The sequence below is a fragment of the Variovorax sp. GW531-E2 genome (assembly GCF_059423125.1).
This window is the reverse complement of the sequence record NZ_JBWKXQ010000099.1, coordinates 1-13,828: the sequence shown is the minus strand read 5'-3', so window position 1 is coordinate 13,828 and position 13,828 is coordinate 1. Positions and strand designations below refer to the sequence as shown.

Annotated in this window: 15 protein-coding genes; 12 read left to right on the top strand and 3 right to left on the bottom strand. The window is 68.7% G+C overall.

All coding sequences use genetic code 11. The annotated features are described in order from the left end of the window. Window positions 1-134: 134 nt before the first annotated feature. Window positions 135-1,031 (top strand): MurR/RpiR family transcriptional regulator, encoded by an 897-nt coding sequence (locus AC07XP_RS31325; RefSeq protein ID WP_159275422.1) that lies wholly within the window; start codon window positions 135-137, stop codon window positions 1,029-1,031. A gap of 3 nt (window positions 1,032-1,034) precedes the next feature. Here the strand turns inward: AC07XP_RS31325 and AC07XP_RS31320 are convergent, their stop codons facing one another. After that, on the bottom strand, window positions 1,035-1,910 hold the full coding sequence (locus AC07XP_RS31320) for an amidohydrolase family protein (RefSeq protein WP_062479505.1): 876 nt from the start codon (window positions 1,908-1,910) through the stop codon (window positions 1,035-1,037). A gap of 104 nt (window positions 1,911-2,014) precedes the next feature. Between AC07XP_RS31320 and AC07XP_RS31315 the strand changes: the two genes are divergently transcribed. From AC07XP_RS31315 to AC07XP_RS31290, 6 genes are read left to right on the top strand one after another with little or no spacing between them, the layout of a single operon-like run. Then, window positions 2,015-2,788 carry a crotonase/enoyl-CoA hydratase family protein gene (locus AC07XP_RS31315; RefSeq protein ID WP_062479508.1) on the top strand — a complete coding sequence of 258 codons (774 nt, stop codon included), beginning with the start codon at window positions 2,015-2,017 and terminating at the stop codon, window positions 2,786-2,788. Beyond that, window positions 2,785-4,638, top strand: coding sequence for a feruloyl-CoA synthase (locus AC07XP_RS31310; RefSeq protein WP_495266855.1), 1,854 nt, complete (start codon window positions 2,785-2,787; stop codon window positions 4,636-4,638). The genes AC07XP_RS31315 and AC07XP_RS31310 overlap by 4 nt, the downstream gene beginning before the upstream one ends. 19 nt (window positions 4,639-4,657) lie before the next feature. After that, window positions 4,658-5,422, top strand: coding sequence for an SDR family NAD(P)-dependent oxidoreductase (locus AC07XP_RS31305; protein WP_495266854.1), 765 nt, complete (start codon window positions 4,658-4,660; stop codon window positions 5,420-5,422). 34 nt (window positions 5,423-5,456) lie between these two features. Beyond that, the gene (locus AC07XP_RS31300; protein WP_495266853.1) at window positions 5,457-6,449 is read left to right on the top strand and encodes a Bug family tripartite tricarboxylate transporter substrate binding protein; all 993 of its coding nucleotides are present in this window, start codon (window positions 5,457-5,459) and stop codon (window positions 6,447-6,449) included. A 5-nt stretch (window positions 6,450-6,454) separates the two neighbouring features. After that, window positions 6,455-8,194 carry an acyl-CoA dehydrogenase family protein gene (locus tag AC07XP_RS31295; protein ID WP_495266852.1) on the top strand — a complete coding sequence of 580 codons (1,740 nt, stop codon included), beginning with the start codon at window positions 6,455-6,457 and terminating at the stop codon, window positions 8,192-8,194. Between the two features lie 36 nt (window positions 8,195-8,230). Continuing rightward, complete coding sequence (locus AC07XP_RS31290; protein ID WP_062479522.1) at window positions 8,231-8,722, top strand: MarR family winged helix-turn-helix transcriptional regulator; 492 nt, start codon at window positions 8,231-8,233, stop codon at window positions 8,720-8,722. A gap of 24 nt (window positions 8,723-8,746) precedes the next feature. Here the strand turns inward: AC07XP_RS31290 and AC07XP_RS31285 are convergent, their stop codons facing one another. Continuing rightward, window positions 8,747-9,400: a TetR/AcrR family transcriptional regulator gene (locus AC07XP_RS31285; RefSeq protein ID WP_070061950.1), complete on the bottom strand. Its 654-nt coding sequence runs from the start codon at window positions 9,398-9,400 to the stop codon at window positions 8,747-8,749. 121 nt (window positions 9,401-9,521) lie between these two features. On the opposite strand from AC07XP_RS31285, the gene AC07XP_RS31280 reads away from it, so the two are divergent. The 5 genes from AC07XP_RS31280 (at window position 9,522) to AC07XP_RS31260 (ending at window position 12,969) form a co-directional block, all read left to right on the top strand. Further along, entirely contained in the window at window positions 9,522-9,965 is a 444-nt protein-coding gene (locus AC07XP_RS31280) for a VOC family protein (RefSeq protein ID WP_139699950.1), read from the top strand. Between the two features lie 47 nt (window positions 9,966-10,012). Next, window positions 10,013-10,540 (top strand): SRPBCC family protein, encoded by a 528-nt coding sequence (locus tag AC07XP_RS31275; protein ID WP_495266851.1) that lies wholly within the window; start codon window positions 10,013-10,015, stop codon window positions 10,538-10,540. A gap of 47 nt (window positions 10,541-10,587) precedes the next feature. Next, on the top strand, window positions 10,588-11,007 hold the full coding sequence (locus AC07XP_RS31270) for a VOC family protein (protein ID WP_062479535.1): 420 nt from the start codon (window positions 10,588-10,590) through the stop codon (window positions 11,005-11,007). Between the two features lie 53 nt (window positions 11,008-11,060). Further along, window positions 11,061-12,536 (top strand): DHA2 family efflux MFS transporter permease subunit, encoded by a 1,476-nt coding sequence (locus tag AC07XP_RS31265; RefSeq protein WP_495266850.1) that lies wholly within the window; start codon window positions 11,061-11,063, stop codon window positions 12,534-12,536. 70 nt (window positions 12,537-12,606) lie between these two features. Continuing rightward, on the top strand, window positions 12,607-12,969 hold the full coding sequence (locus AC07XP_RS31260) for a DUF1428 domain-containing protein (RefSeq protein WP_062479540.1): 363 nt from the start codon (window positions 12,607-12,609) through the stop codon (window positions 12,967-12,969). Between the two features lie 6 nt (window positions 12,970-12,975). Here the strand turns inward: AC07XP_RS31260 and AC07XP_RS31255 are convergent, their stop codons facing one another. Further along, the gene (locus AC07XP_RS31255; protein WP_062479543.1) at window positions 12,976-13,734 is read right to left on the bottom strand and encodes a sulfite exporter TauE/SafE family protein; all 759 of its coding nucleotides are present in this window, start codon (window positions 13,732-13,734) and stop codon (window positions 12,976-12,978) included. Between the last annotated feature and the right edge of the window lie 94 nt (window positions 13,735-13,828).

Here is a 13,828-nt window from a genome sequence, read left to right as displayed (position 1 = left end):
GGGTGGTGGAACGCATGGCAAGGTCTTTCTGCAGGGGAAGGCGGGCGGGCAAAGGCTCAGCCCGGATTTGTGCATTCATTTTTGCAAGGAGGCCCTATTTTTGCAATACTCGTTGCAAACATGAGGTTTCTCCGATGCCGCACGCAGACACCCCCGCCGCCCCCAGCCTGAACCAGCGCATCTCGGGCTATGGCAAGAAGCTCACCAAGAGCGAGCGACGCCTCATCGAGGAGTTGCAGGCGCACCACCCGCAGGGGCTGCTCGAATCTGCAACGAGCCTTGCAAGAAAGGTGGGCACCAGCGCCTCGACCGTGGTGCGGCTGCTCGCCAAGCTGGGCTACGAGAGCTACGCCCAGGCGCAGATGGAGGCGCGCGCCGAAGTCACCGCCCTGCTGGCCTCGCCCGCCACGCGCGCCGACGCGGTCATCGGCGACGACACCTCCGTGCGCAGCTGCCTGGACAACGCGCTGCTGCACGACCAGCACAACCTGGCCGCCACCTTCGCGGCGCTCGACGTGGGCGCGTTCGAGGCGGCGGTGAAGCTGCTCACGCAGCGCAAGGTGCGCGTGCACGTGCTCGGCCAGCGCAACGGCCTGCCGCTGGCCAGCCACCTCGCGCTGAACCTGAACCTGTGCCTGCCCGACGTGCGGCTGCTGGGCGGCGCGGGCGCGCTGCCGCTCGAAGACCAGCTGCTGCGCATCGACGACAACGACCTGCTTCTCACGCTCACCTTCCGCCGCCACTCGCTCGCGATCGCGCGCACGGCGGCCTACTTCCGCGAGAAGGGCGCGAAGGTCGTCATGGTCACCGACAGCCCCACGGCGCCCGCGGCGGCCTCGGCCGATCACCTGCTGCTGGTGCGCACCTCCAGCGCCTCGCCCTTCGATTCGTACACGGCGGCGCTGTCGGTCTGCAATGCCTTGATCACCGCGGTGGCGCAGCGCCGCAAGAAGGAACTGGCCGCCGTGTTCGAACGCGGCGCGGCGCTGTGGGAGCCGCACTGGAACGAGGCGGCACCGCGCGCCGCCTGAGCCTCAGGCCGCCGGGGTTCCGAGCCCCAGCAGGCGCACCGCGTTGTCCTTGAGGATGCCGGGCATCACCTCGGGCTTGAAGCCGGCGGCCTCGAAGTCCTTCATCCAGCGGTCGGGCGTGATCAGCGGGTAGTCGCTGCCGAACAGCACGCGGTCCTTGAGCAGCGTGTTGGCGTACTGCACCAGCTGCTTCGGAAAGTACTTGGGGCTCCAGCCCGACAGGTCGATCCACACGTTGGGTTTGTGCGTGGCCACGCTCAGCGCCTCGTCCTGCCAGGGGAAGCTGGGGTGGGCCATGACGATCTGCATGTCGGGGAAGTCGATGGCCACGTCGTCCAGGTGCATCGGGTTGCTGTACTCCAGCCGCAGGCCGCCGCCGCAGCGCATGCCCGAGCCGATGCCGCTGTGGCCGGTGTGGAAGATGGCCGGCAGCTTGTACTCGGCGATCACCTCGTAGATCGGCCAGGCCATGCGGTCGTAGGGGTGATAGCCCTGCACGGTCGGATGGAACTTGAAGCCCTTCACGCCGTGCTCCTCGATGAGCCGGCGCGCCTCGCGCGCGCCCATCTTTCCCTTGTGCGGATCGACGCTGCCGAAGGCAATCATGATGTCGCTGTTCTGCTGCGCGGCCTCGGCGATCTCTTCGTTCGGGATGCGGCGGCGGCCCATGTTCGACTCGGCGTCGACCATGAACATCACCAGCCCGATCTTCCTTTCACGGTAGTACGCCACGCTCTCGGCGATGGTGGGGCGGCGGTTCGAGCCGAAGAACTTGTCGGCCGCGCGGTCGTATTCCTCGCCGTAGTTGTCGAAAGGGTTCCAGCAGCTCACTTCGGCGTGGGTGTGGATGTCGATCGCGATCAGGTTCCGTGGGTCCATGTCGTTGTCTCCGGTTCGGGTAAGTCCCTAGGTTTCGGGAGGCTCCAATGCCTTGAATTGATTATTTCTCATAACCATAATCCAACGCAACCCCGCACACCATCATGACCAATCCAGACCTCCACCTCGACATCCGCGACGACGTCGCCATCGTTCGTCTCACGCGCGGCGCCAAGCGCAACGCACTGTCCGACGGCCTGATCCTCGCGCTGCGCGACACCTTCGAGACCCTGCCCGCCACCGTGCGCGCCGCCGTGCTCGACGGCGAGGGCCCGCATTTCTGCGCCGGCCTGGACCTGAGCGAGCTCAAGGAGCGCGACGCCGGCCAGGGCATGCAGCACTCGCGCCTGTGGCACAGCGCGCTCGACCTGATCCAGCACGGCCCGGTGCCGGTGGTGGCCGCGCTGCACGGCGCGGTGGTCGGCGGCGGGCTCGAGCTGGCCAGCGCCTGCCACATCCGCGTGGCCGACCGCTCCACCTTCTACGCGCTGCCCGAAGGCTCGCGCGGCATCTTCGTGGGCGGCGGCGGCTCGGTGCGCATCCCCAAGCTGATCGGCGTGGCCCGCATGACCGACATGATGATGACCGGCCGCGTCTACAACGCCGAAGACGGCGAGCGCGCCAACTTCGCGCAGTACCTGGTCGACGAAGGCACCGCCTTCGACAAGGCCCTGGAGCTCGCCAAGCGCATCGCCACCAACGCGCCGCTCACCAACTACGCGCTGATGCACGCCCTGCCGCGCATCTCCGAGCAGTCGGCCGACCACGGCTTCTTCACCGAGGCGTTGATGTCGGGCATCGTCCAGGCCGCGCCCGAAGCCAAGGCACGCGTGCGCGACTTCCTCGAAGGCCGCGGCGCGAAAGTGAGCAAGGGATGACCGCCGTCCGCTACCGCCCGCTGGCCTTCGGCGTGACGCGCGCGGTGCTGCGCGACGGCGCGCCGGGCACGCGCTACCTCACGGCCGAGACGCCGCTGCAGGCCTACCGCGAGCGCATGACCGACCGGCTCGCGCACTGGGCGCAGGTGGCACCCGATCGCACCTTCATCGCGCGCCGTGAGCGCCTGCCCGACGGCCGCACCGGCGACTGGCTGCGCGTGAGCTACGCGCAGGCGCTGGAAGAAGCGCGCGGTATCGGACAAGCCCTGCTCGATCGCGGCCTGAACGCCGAGCGCCCGGTCGTGATCCTGAGCGAGAACGGCATCGAGCATGCGCTGCTCGCGCTGGGCTGCCTTTACGCCGGCGTGCCCTACTGCCCCGTGTCGCCGCCCTATGCGATCGTGAGCCAGGACTACGACAAGCTGCGCCACGTCATCGACACGCTCACGCCCGGCCTGGTGTTCGCGGCCGACGCCGCGCGCTTCGCCAAGGCCATCGCGGCCACCGTGCCCGCCGGCACCGAGGTCGTGCTCGCCGAAGGCACGCTCGAAGGCCGCGCCACCACGCGCTTCGACGTGCTCGCCGCCACGCCGGCCACGCCCGCCATCGATGCGGCGATGCAGGCCACCGGCCCCGACACCATCACCAAGTTCCTCTTCACCTCGGGCTCGACCAAGATGCCCAAGGCGGTGATCAACACGCACCGCATGTGGTGCGCCAACCAGCAGCAGCTGCGCCAGTCGATTCCCGCCCTGGGCGACGAGCCGCCCGTGCTGGTCGACTGGCTGCCCTGGAACCACACCTTCGGCGGCAACCACAACGTGGGCATCGTGCTGGACAACGGCGGCACGCTGTTCATCGACGACGGCAAGCCCACGCCCGCCGGCATGGCCGAGACGCTGCGCAACCTGCGCGAGATCGCGCCCACCATCTACTTCAACGTGCCCACCGGCTTCGAGGCCATCGCCAACGCGATGGAAAGCGACGCCGTGCTGCGCCGCAACCTGCTGTCGCGCGTGAAGATGTTCTTCTACTCGGGCGCGGCGCTTGCGCAGCCCGTGTGGGACAGCCTGCACCGCACGCAGGAGTCGGAAGTCGGCGAGCGCATCGTGATGGGCACCGGCCTGGGCATGACCGAGTCGGGTCCCTTCGCGCTGTACGTGACCGGCCCCGACGTGAAGTCGGGCGACGTGGGCCTGCCGGCCGCCGGCATCGAGCTCAAGCTGATCGAGGTCGACGGCAAGACCGAGGTGCGCTACCGCGGCCCCAACATCACGCCCGGCTACTGGCGTGCGCCCGAGGCCACCGCCGAGGCCTTCGACGACGAAGGCTTCTTCTCCACCGGCGACGCGGTGAAGTGGATCGACGACCGCGACATCCACCGCGGCCTGCGCTTCGACGGCCGCATCGCCGAAGACTTCAAGCTCGCCACCGGCACCTTCGTGAGCGTGGGCCCGCTGCGCGCGAAGATCATCGCGGCCGGCTCGCCCTATGTGCAGGACGCGGTGCTCACGGGCATCAACCTGAAGGAAGTCGGCGCGCTGATCTTCCCGACGCAGAAGGTGCGCCAGCTCTGCGATTTGCCCGCCGACGCCCCGCTGCAGCAGGTGCTCGAAAGCGCACCCGTGCAGGTGCACTTCCAGCAGGTGGTGGACACGCTCGCGGCCGGCGCCACCGGCAGCGCCAACCGCATCGCGCGGCTGCACCTGATGGCCGAGCCGCCGTCGATCGACAAGGGCGAAGTGACCGACAAGGGCTCCATCAACCAGCGCGCCGTGCTCAAGCACCGCGCCGCACTGGCCGACGCGCTGCACGCCGACACGCTGCCTTTCACGCTCAAGCCCCGCTAACCCATTCAGGAGACAACCCATGAAGATCGAAGGACAAGCCGCACTCGTCACCGGCGGCGCCTCGGGCCTCGGCGAGGCCACCGCGCGCGAACTCGCACGCCTGGGCGCCAAGGTCGCGGTACTCGACCGCAACGCCGCGCTCGCAGAGAAAGTGGCCGCCGAGATCGGCGGCGTTGCCTGCGTTTGCGACATCACCGACACCGACAGCGTGAACGCCGCGCTCGACAAGGCACAGGCCGCACACGGTCCCGCACGCATCTTGATGAACGTCGCCGGCATCGGCAGTGCCAAGCGCATCGTCGGCAAGGACGGCAACCCGGCGCCGCTCGAGGACTTCGTGCGCGTGGTCAACATCAACCTGATCGGCGGCTACAACATGGCGCGCCTCTTCGCAGCGCGCTGCGCGAAGCTCGACGCACTCGACAACGGCGAAAAGGGCGTGATGCTCTTCACCGCCTCGGTCGCGGCCTTCGACGGCCAGGTGGGCCAGCAGGCCTACAGCGCGTCGAAGGGCGGCCTCGTCGGCATGACCCTGCCGATGGCGCGCGACCTCGCGCAGCACGCCATCCGCGTGTGCACCGTGGCGCCGGGCCTCTTCGCCACGCCGCTGCTGCTGGAGCTGCCCGAGGCCGTGCAGCACTCGCTGGCCGCGTCGATCCCGTTCCCGCCGCGCCTGGGCAAGCCGTCGGAGTTCGCCGAGCTGGCCTGCCACATCGTCACCAACGGCCACCTCAATGGCGAAGTGATTCGCCTCGACGGCGCCTTGCGCATGGCGCCGCGCTGATTCCCGCCCCCGCAGACAACCAGGAGACAAGACCATGACCACCCGACGCCAATTCACGGCGGCGCTCGGCGGCACCGCCGCGCTCGCCGCATTGCATCCCCTTGCCGCACTCGCCCAGGCGGTGCAGCAGCAGGTGAAGATCTACTACGGCTTCCCGGCCGGCAGCGCGGGCGACAGCGTGGCCCGCCGCGTGGCGGACAAGCTGGGCAACACGCCCTTCACCGCCACCAACCCGGTGGTCGAGAACAAGCCCGGCGCGGGCGGGCGCATCGCGCTCGACACGCTCAAGACCTCGCCGGCCGACGGCGCGGTGCTGTGCCTCGCGCAGGCCTCGGCGCTGTCGATCTACCCGCACATCTACACCAAGCTCAGCTACGCCATCCCAGACTTCGCGCCCATCTCCATCGGCGCCGTCATGACGCACGGCCTGGCCGTCGGCCCGATGGTGCCGGCCAGCGTGAAGACGCTGAAGGACTACATCGCCTGGGCCAAGGCCAACCCCGGCCAGGCCAGCTACGGCTCGCCGGGCGCGGGCTCCACGCCGCACTTCCTGGGCGCGCTGCTGGGCCTGAGCACCGGCACCGACCTGCGCCACGTGCCCTACCGCGGCTCGCTGCCCGGCATCAACGACGTGGTGGGCGGCCAGATCGCCTCGTGCCTGACGCCCGCTGGCGACTGCCTGCCGTTCGCCAAGGCCGGCAAGCTGCGCGTGCTCGCCACCTCGGGCGCGCAGCGCCCGGCCTACCTGCCCGACGTGCCCACCTTCACCGAGCAGGGCTTCCCCGAGATCGTGGCCGACGAGTGGTTCGGCTTCTTCGCACCGGCGAAGACGCCGACAGCGACCATCGCCGTCGCGAGCACCGCGATCCAGGCCGCGCTGAAGGACAAGGCCGTGGCCGACGGCCTGCTGTCGGTGGGCCTGATCGCGCACGGTTCCTCGCCCGAGGAGATGAAGAAGTCGCTGCAGTCCGAGTACGAACGCTGGGGTCCGCTGGTCAAGAAGATCGGCTTCACCGCCGAGTCCTGAACCCCATGCATTACCAGCCTCGCCCCGAAGACGTCCGCTTCCTGTTGAACGCGGTGCTCGATGCGCCCACGCGCCTGCGTGCCCTCGCGCCCTTCGCGGAGGTCGACGAGCCGCTGCAGTCGCAGGTGCTCGAAGAAGCCGCACGCTTCGTCGGCGAGGTGATCGCGCCGCTGAACCGTGAGGGCGACGAGGTGGGTTGCCGCTTCGATGGCGGCGAGGTCGTCACGCCACCGGGCTTTCGCTCGGCCTACCAGGCCTTCGTGGACGGCGGCTGGCCTGCGCTCTCCGCCGCCACCGAAGACGGCGGCCAGGGCTTGCCCGCGGTGCTCGAGGCCATCCTCTACGAATGGCTCAGCGCCGCGAACCACGGCTTCACCATGGCGCCGGGGCTGCTGCACGGCGCGTACGCCTGCCTCAAGCACCACGGCAGCGACGAACTGAAGAGCCGCTATCTGCAGAAGATCGCGACCGGCGAATGGCTCGCGACCATGTGCCTCACCGAAGCGCATGCCGGCAGCGACCTCGACCAGGTGCGCACGCGCGCCACGGCGCAGGCCGACGGCAGCGTGCGCGTGAACGGCAGCAAGATCTTCATTTCGGGCGGCGAGCACGACCTCACGCCGAACATCGTGCACCTCGTGCTGTGCCGCCTGCCCGATGCACCGGCCGGGCCCAAGGGCCTGTCATTGGCGCTCGTGCCCAAGGTGCTGCCCGACGGCGCACGCAACGCGGTGCACTGCGAGCGGATCGAAGAAAAGATGGGCCTGCACGGCAGCCCGACCTGCACCATGCGCTTTGACGACGCCACCGGCTGGCTGGTCGGCGAACCCGGTCGCGGGCTGGCCGCGATGTTCGTGATGATGAATGCGGCCCGCCTGCACGTGGCGCTGCAGGGCATCGGCCTGCTCGACGCCGCCTGGCAGAAGGCCGACGCCTACGCCGCCGAGCGCCGCCAGATGCGCGTACCCGGCGCCGTGCCCGCCAGCCGCGGCAGCGAGGCGGCCGACCTGATCGCCGAGCACCCGGCCGTGCGCCGCATCCTCAACACCCAGCGCGCCTGGATCGAGGGCTCGCGCGCGCTGGCCTACCGCAGCGCGCTGATGCTCGACATCGCCACGCACGACAGCGACCCCAAGGCCCGCGAGCGCGCGCAGCGCTGGTGCTCGCTGGTCACGCCGGTGCTCAAGGCTGCCTGCACGCACCAGGCCTTCCACGGCGCGAGCGACTGCCTGCAGGTGTTCGGCGGCCACGGCTACGTGCGCGAATGGGGCGTCGAGCAGGTGGTGCGCGACGCGCGCGTGACCATGATCTACGAGGGCACCAACGAGATCCAGGCCATCGACCTGCTGGTGCGCAAGGTGCTGCCCGACAGCGGCGCGGCGCTGTCGGCCGTGCTGCTCGAGTTGCGCGACACGCTCGACGCCTCGCGCGAGGCCGATGCCGACGTGCAGCGCCGGCTCGCGCAGCTGCGTTACCTGGGCACCACGGTGGCGATGGCGGCGCACGCCAACCCCGTGCTGCCTTACGAGGTGGCGGACGACTTCCTGCGCGTGACCGCGCTCACGCTGATGGCGTGGGCCTGGGCCCGCATCGAAGTGGCCGCGCCCGACGATGCGGATCGCCTTCGCGCCGCGGCGGCCTTCCGGCGCTGGGTGCTGCCCGAGTTCGAGATGCGCCTGGGCATCGTCAAGCGGGCTTGTGAGGGTGTCGCACTGGCGCATTCCGCACAAGAGGCTTCGCGCTAGTTGTTCGAGAAAGCAACGCGCGGTTACGCTCGCCGCATGCCTCCTCCCGCGAAAACACCGTCCGCCAAAACCGAATCCGCCGCTGCGCCGTCGCCCCGCACGGACCGGCTCGACGCCCGCGTGCTCGAAGGGCTGGTCGGCTACAACGCCCGGCGCGCCTGGCTGATCGTGAGCACCGTGTTCGCCGACCGCATGGCGCCCTACGGCCTCAAGCAGATCGACTTCTCGGTGCTCTCGCTGCTGGCGCACAACCCGGGCGCCACCTCGCGGCAGCTGTGCAACACGCTGGACATCCTGCCGCCCAACCTCGTGAGCCTGGTGGCCACGCTCGACGGCCGCGGCCTCATCGAACGCCGCCCGCATCCGCACGACGGCCGCGCCGTCGGCCTGCACCTCACGCCGGCCGGCGAGACGCTCATCCGCGAGGCCGAGCAGGCCGTGGTGCAACTGGAAACCGAAGCCAGCAGCCGCCTGAGCACGCGCGAGCGCGAGACGCTCATCAAGCTGCTGCAGAAGATCTATCTCTGAGACCGGAGCGCGGCGACGCTGCGGCTACAGGCCGCGTTCCACCATGTCGATGAGGCGCTGCCCCAGCGCGTGCGTGGCCGTTGCGTCGACCCCGCGCAGCGGGCCGTCGATGATGAGCAACGCCAGCCCGTGCACCGCCGACCACGCGAGGTATTCGGCGCCCGGGCGCCGCGCCGGGTCGAGCAGGCCCGCGTCCACGAGCCGGTCGACGGCCGCGCCCAGCAACTCGAACGGGTTCATGCCGCTGGCGCCCGCGCCGTCGGGACCGACGTCGCCCTGCGCGTCTTCCGACACCACGAAGGCCGTGCGGAACAGCCCCGGCTGCGCCTGCGCAAAGCGCAGATAAGCGGTGCCGATGGCGCGCACCTGGGCGCGCGCGAAGTCGGCGGGCGGCTGGTCACAGGGCAGCACGGCGAGTTCGCTTTCCATCGCCTTGGCCGCCTCCGACAACGCCGCGGCACGCACCGCCAGCAGCAGGTCGTGCCGGCTGGCGAAGTGGCGATACGCCGCGTTCGGCACCACGCCCACGCGGCGCGTGGCCTCGCGCAGCACCACGGCACTGGGGCCACCGTCCCGCGCCAGTTCGATGCCCGCATCCAGCAACGCACGGCGCAGGTCGCCGTGGCGGTAGGTGCTGCGCGCGGGCGGCAGGCTTTCGGGAACGTTGTTGAGCTTCATCGCGACTCCATGTGGACACTGTCCATTATCTCTGCTATTCTTTGTGGACGGTGTACACAAAGTAATTCCATTGTTTTCGCGCAGACCCGTTGTGCCCGTGAACCAACCGAAAGGAAACGCCATGAAAGTCCAGTCTTACCTGTCCTTCGAAGGTCGTTGCGACGAAGCGATTGCCTTCTACAAGAAGGCGCTCGGCGCCGAAGTCGTGCAGCTGATGCGCTACAGCGAGGCGCCGGCCACCGGCGGCCCCGAGGGCAACCCCGACGCCGGCTGCGCAGGCGGCATGCCCGGCCCTGACAAAGTGATGCATTCTGTCTTGCGCATCGGCCAGACCGAGCTCATGCTGTCCGACGGACGCTGCTCCGGCCAGGCCGAGTTCAAGGGAATCATGCTGTCGCTGTCGGCCGACAGCGATGCCGACGCCCGCAAGTGGTTCGACGCACTGGCCGATGGCGGCCAGGTGATGCAGCCGCTGATCCCAACCTTCTTCACCACCAGCTTCGGCATGCTCAGCGACCGCTTCGGCGTGGGCTGGCTGCTGGTGGCGGACCCGGCCGCCGCGTGATGCGCGGGGGCTCGTTCTTCACTCTTCCCACACGCTTTTTTTTCATCATGCTCAAGACCATCGTCCTCGCCGTCCTCGCGCTGATTGCCGCGCTGCTCATCTACGGCGCCACGCGGCCCGACAGCTTTCGCGTCGAGCGCACCACGCGCATCGAGGCACCGGCCGAAAAAATCTTTCCGCTGATCGACGACTTCCACCGCTGGGGCGCGTGGTCGCCCTACGAGAAGCTCGACCCGGCCATGAAGCGCAGCTACGGCGGCGCCGCTAGCGGCAAGGGCGCGACCTACGCCTGGGAAGGCAACAGCAAGGCGGGCGCGGGCACGATGGAAATCACCGAGTCGCAGCCGGCGTCGAAGGTTGCAATCAAGCTCGACTTCATCAAGCCCTTCGAAGGCCACAACACGGCCGAGTTCACGCTGCAGCCGCAGGGCGGCGCCACGCAGGTCACCTGGGCCATGTACGGCCCGAGCCCCTACATGGCCAAGCTCATGGGCATCTTCTTCGACATGGATCAGATGATCGGCAAGGACTTCGAGGCGGGCCTGGCCAATCTGAAGAGCGCAACCGAAAAGTAGACGCCTCGTCCCCTCATCGACTCACCTCAATCATTCAAGGAACTCTCATGTCCCCCATCAACGCTTACCTCACGTTCGACGGCAACGCCGCCGAGGCCATGCGCTTTTACGAGAAGACGCTGCGCGGCACCATGCAGATGATGATGACCGTCGGCGAAGCGCCCGACACCGAGCAGATGCCGGCCGAGGCCAAGAAGCGGATCATGCATGCGTCGCTCACCTACGGCGACGGCATCCTCATGGCCTCCGACACCATGCCGGGCCAGCCCTTCGAAGGCATGAAGGGCTTCGGCGTGGCGCTCACGCTCGACACCGTGGCCGAGGCGCGGCGCATCTTCGACGCCTTCGCCGACGGCGGCTCGATCGGCATGCCGTTCGAGAAGACCTTCTGGGTCGAAGGCTTCGGCATGGTGACCGACCGCTTCGGCACGCCGTGGCTCATCAACGGCGGCAAGGCGCTGGTCTGAGCACGGAGCCGCCTCTCTCTCTACTTTTCCCTTCTTCGCAGGAAGCACCTTCCATGACCGAAACCCTCGACAACCGAAAGCGCTGGCTCGCCCTGATGGTGCTGTGCCTGGGCGTGCTGATGATCGTGCTGGACACCACGATCGTGAACGTGGCGTTGCCTTCGATCCGCACCGACCTCGGCTTTTCCGAGACGTCATTGGTCTGGGTGGTGAACGCCTACATGCTGACCTTCGGCGGCTTCCTGCTGCTGGGCGGTCGGCTGGGCGACCTGTACGGCCACCGCCGCGTGTTCCTCGCGGGCCTGGTGCTGTTCACGCTGGCCTCGCTGGCCTGCGGGGTCTCGACCTCGCAGGGCCTGCTGGTGGCGGCGCGCGCGGTGCAGGGCCTGGGCGGCGCGGTGGTGTCGGCCGTGGCGCTCTCGCTCATCATGAACCTGTTCACCGAGCCGGCCGACCGCGCCAAGGCGATGGGCGTGTACGGCTTCGTGTGCGCGGGCGGCGGCAGCATCGGCGTGCTGCTGGGCGGGCTGCTCACGAGCACGCTGAGCTGGCACTGGATCTTCCTGGTCAACCTGCCGATCGGCGTGGCGGTGTATGCGCTGTGCGTGGCGCTGCTGCCCAATGCACGCGGCCATGCGCACGGCGAGAAGCTCGACGTGGCCGGCGCCATCACCGTCACCTCGTCGCTGATGCTCGCGGTGTACGGCGTGGTCAACGGCAACGAAGCGGGCTGGGGCTCCACGCAGACGATGGGCCTGCTCGGCGCGGCCGTGGTGCTGCTGGCCGTCTTCATCGCCATCGAGGCGCGCGTGCAGCATCCGCTGATGCCGCTGGGCCTGTTCAAACTGCGCAGCGTGTCGGTGGCCAACGTGGTCGGCGTGCTGTGGGCCGCGGCCATGTTCGCGTGGTTCTTCATCTCGGCGCTGTACATGCAGCTGGTGCTGCAGTACACGCCGATGCAGATCGGGCTGGCCTTCCTGCCGGCCAACGTGATCATGGCGGTGTTCTCGCTGGGCCTGTCGGCCAAGATCGTGATGCGCTTCGGCATCCGCAAGCCGCTGGCGGCGGGGCTGTGGCTCGCGGCCCTCGGGCTGGCGCTGTTCGCGCGCGCGCCGGTCAACGGCAGCTTCGTGCTCGACGTGCTGCCCGGCATGGTGCTGCTCGGCCTGGGCGCGGGCATGGCCTTCAACCCGGTGCTGCTGGCGGCCATGAGCGAGGTCGACCCGGCCGACTCGGGCCTGGCCTCGGGCGTGGTCAACACCGCCTTCATGATGGGCGGCGCCCTGGGCCTGGCCGTGCTGGCCAGCGCCGCGGCGGCACGCACCACGGCCATGGCCACCGCAGGCGCGCAGATGCCGCTGGCGCTCACCGGTGGCTACAACCTGGCATTCCTGGTCGGCGCCGTGTTCGCGGCGGCGGCGGGTCTGATCGGGGTCCTGCTGCTTCGCCCGGCCTCGCCGGGACACACCCACAACAACAACGAAGCAGCGTCGGCCCCGGGCGCGGCGGGCAACACGGCGTCGTCGTGAACGCGACGGCGCCATGCAGCCCCCGCTTTTTCTGTTTCAACGTTTCTATCCCCTATTCAGGAGAACAGACATGGCTCGTTATGTAGACGGATTCATCGTCGCCATTCCCACCAAGAACGTCGAGGCCTACCGCAAGCTGGCGCGCAAGGCCGGCAAGGTCTGGATGGAGTACGGCGCGCTCGAGTACGTGGAGTGCATCGCCGACGACGTGAAGCCCGGCAAGCTCACGTCGTTTCCCCAAAGCGTGAAGCTCAAGGCCGACGAGACCGTGGCCTTCTCGTGGATCACCTACAAGTCGCGCAAGCACCGCGACACGATCAACAAGAAGGTCATGGCCGACCCGCGCCTGGAGGCCATGATGGACATGAAGAACCTGCCGTTCGACGGCAAACGCATGATCTTCGGCGGCTTCAAGAGCATCGTCGAGCTCTGAGCATGCTCAGGCCAGGAAGCCGTCGTAGACGAGCTTGAGGCCTGTCAGCAGCATGCCCAGGTAGACGAAGCGATAGAACCACGTCGCATCGATGCGGCGTGCAATGCGGATGCCGATCCACACGCCCAGCGGTGCGATCGGCATCAGCACGAGCGAGGTGGCCAGCGTGCGAAAGTCGAGCAGGCCCAGCCACGCGTAGGGAATCCACTTGCTGAGATTCACCACGAAGAAGAAGTACGCCATGGTCGCCGTGAACACCACGGGCTTGAGCTTCAACGGGATCACGTAGGCATTGATCGGCGGCCCGCCCGCATGCGCGATGAAGCTGGTGAAGCCCGACACGGTCGTCAGCACCGCGCCCACCGCGCGCGACGGCAGCGGGTCGTTGGGCTTGGGCGGAAACAGCAGGCGCTGCGCCAAAAACACCAGCGTGAACACGCCCACGATGCCCGCCACCGTGTGGGCCGACAGCACGCGAAACAGCAGCGTGCCGATCACCGTGCCGACCAGCCCGAACGGAATCAAAAACTTGAGCAGCGAGCGGTCGAAGTCGCGCCGGAACGCGGCCAGGCCGAGCAGGTCCATGAGCAGCAGCAGCGGCATAAGGATCGCCGCCGCCTGCGGCACGGTGACGGCCAGCGCCATCATCGGCACGGCCAGCGACCCGAAACCGGCGCCGAAGCCGCTCTTGCTGATGCCGAGCAGCAGCACGGCGGGGACGGCGACCGCGTAGAACGACGGGTCGGTGATGAGGGGAAAAACCATGGGGAAACCAGCAGCGCAGAAAAAAGCCCGCCAGGGGCAGGCGGGCCGTCCGGGAGCGTAGCAGGAAGCCCGGTTTCCTGCCGGCGGCCCGCCC

Excerpts from the sequence above, each read along its gene's own strand:
- AC07XP_RS31325 (WP_159275422.1), top strand. The coding sequence starts at position 135 with ATGCCGCACGCAGACACCCCCGCCGCCCCCAGCCTGAACCAGCGCATC.
- AC07XP_RS31320 (WP_062479505.1), bottom strand. The coding sequence starts at position 1,910 with ATGGACCCACGGAACCTGATCGCGATCGACATCCACACCCACGCCGAA.
- AC07XP_RS31315 (WP_062479508.1), top strand. The coding sequence starts at position 2,015 with ATGACCAATCCAGACCTCCACCTCGACATCCGCGACGACGTCGCCATC.
- AC07XP_RS31310 (WP_495266855.1), top strand. The coding sequence starts at position 2,785 with ATGACCGCCGTCCGCTACCGCCCGCTGGCCTTCGGCGTGACGCGCGCG.
- AC07XP_RS31305 (WP_495266854.1), top strand. The coding sequence starts at position 4,658 with ATGAAGATCGAAGGACAAGCCGCACTCGTCACCGGCGGCGCCTCGGGC.
- AC07XP_RS31300 (WP_495266853.1), top strand. The coding sequence starts at position 5,457 with ATGACCACCCGACGCCAATTCACGGCGGCGCTCGGCGGCACCGCCGCG.
- AC07XP_RS31295 (WP_495266852.1), top strand. The coding sequence starts at position 6,455 with ATGCATTACCAGCCTCGCCCCGAAGACGTCCGCTTCCTGTTGAACGCG.
- AC07XP_RS31290 (WP_062479522.1), top strand. The coding sequence starts at position 8,231 with ATGCCTCCTCCCGCGAAAACACCGTCCGCCAAAACCGAATCCGCCGCT.
- AC07XP_RS31285 (WP_070061950.1), bottom strand. The coding sequence starts at position 9,400 with ATGAAGCTCAACAACGTTCCCGAAAGCCTGCCGCCCGCGCGCAGCACC.
- AC07XP_RS31280 (WP_139699950.1), top strand. The coding sequence starts at position 9,522 with ATGAAAGTCCAGTCTTACCTGTCCTTCGAAGGTCGTTGCGACGAAGCG.
- AC07XP_RS31275 (WP_495266851.1), top strand. The coding sequence starts at position 10,013 with ATGCTCAAGACCATCGTCCTCGCCGTCCTCGCGCTGATTGCCGCGCTG.
- AC07XP_RS31270 (WP_062479535.1), top strand. The coding sequence starts at position 10,588 with ATGTCCCCCATCAACGCTTACCTCACGTTCGACGGCAACGCCGCCGAG.
- AC07XP_RS31265 (WP_495266850.1), top strand. The coding sequence starts at position 11,061 with ATGACCGAAACCCTCGACAACCGAAAGCGCTGGCTCGCCCTGATGGTG.
- AC07XP_RS31260 (WP_062479540.1), top strand. The coding sequence starts at position 12,607 with ATGGCTCGTTATGTAGACGGATTCATCGTCGCCATTCCCACCAAGAAC.
- AC07XP_RS31255 (WP_062479543.1), bottom strand. The coding sequence starts at position 13,734 with ATGGTTTTTCCCCTCATCACCGACCCGTCGTTCTACGCGGTCGCCGTC.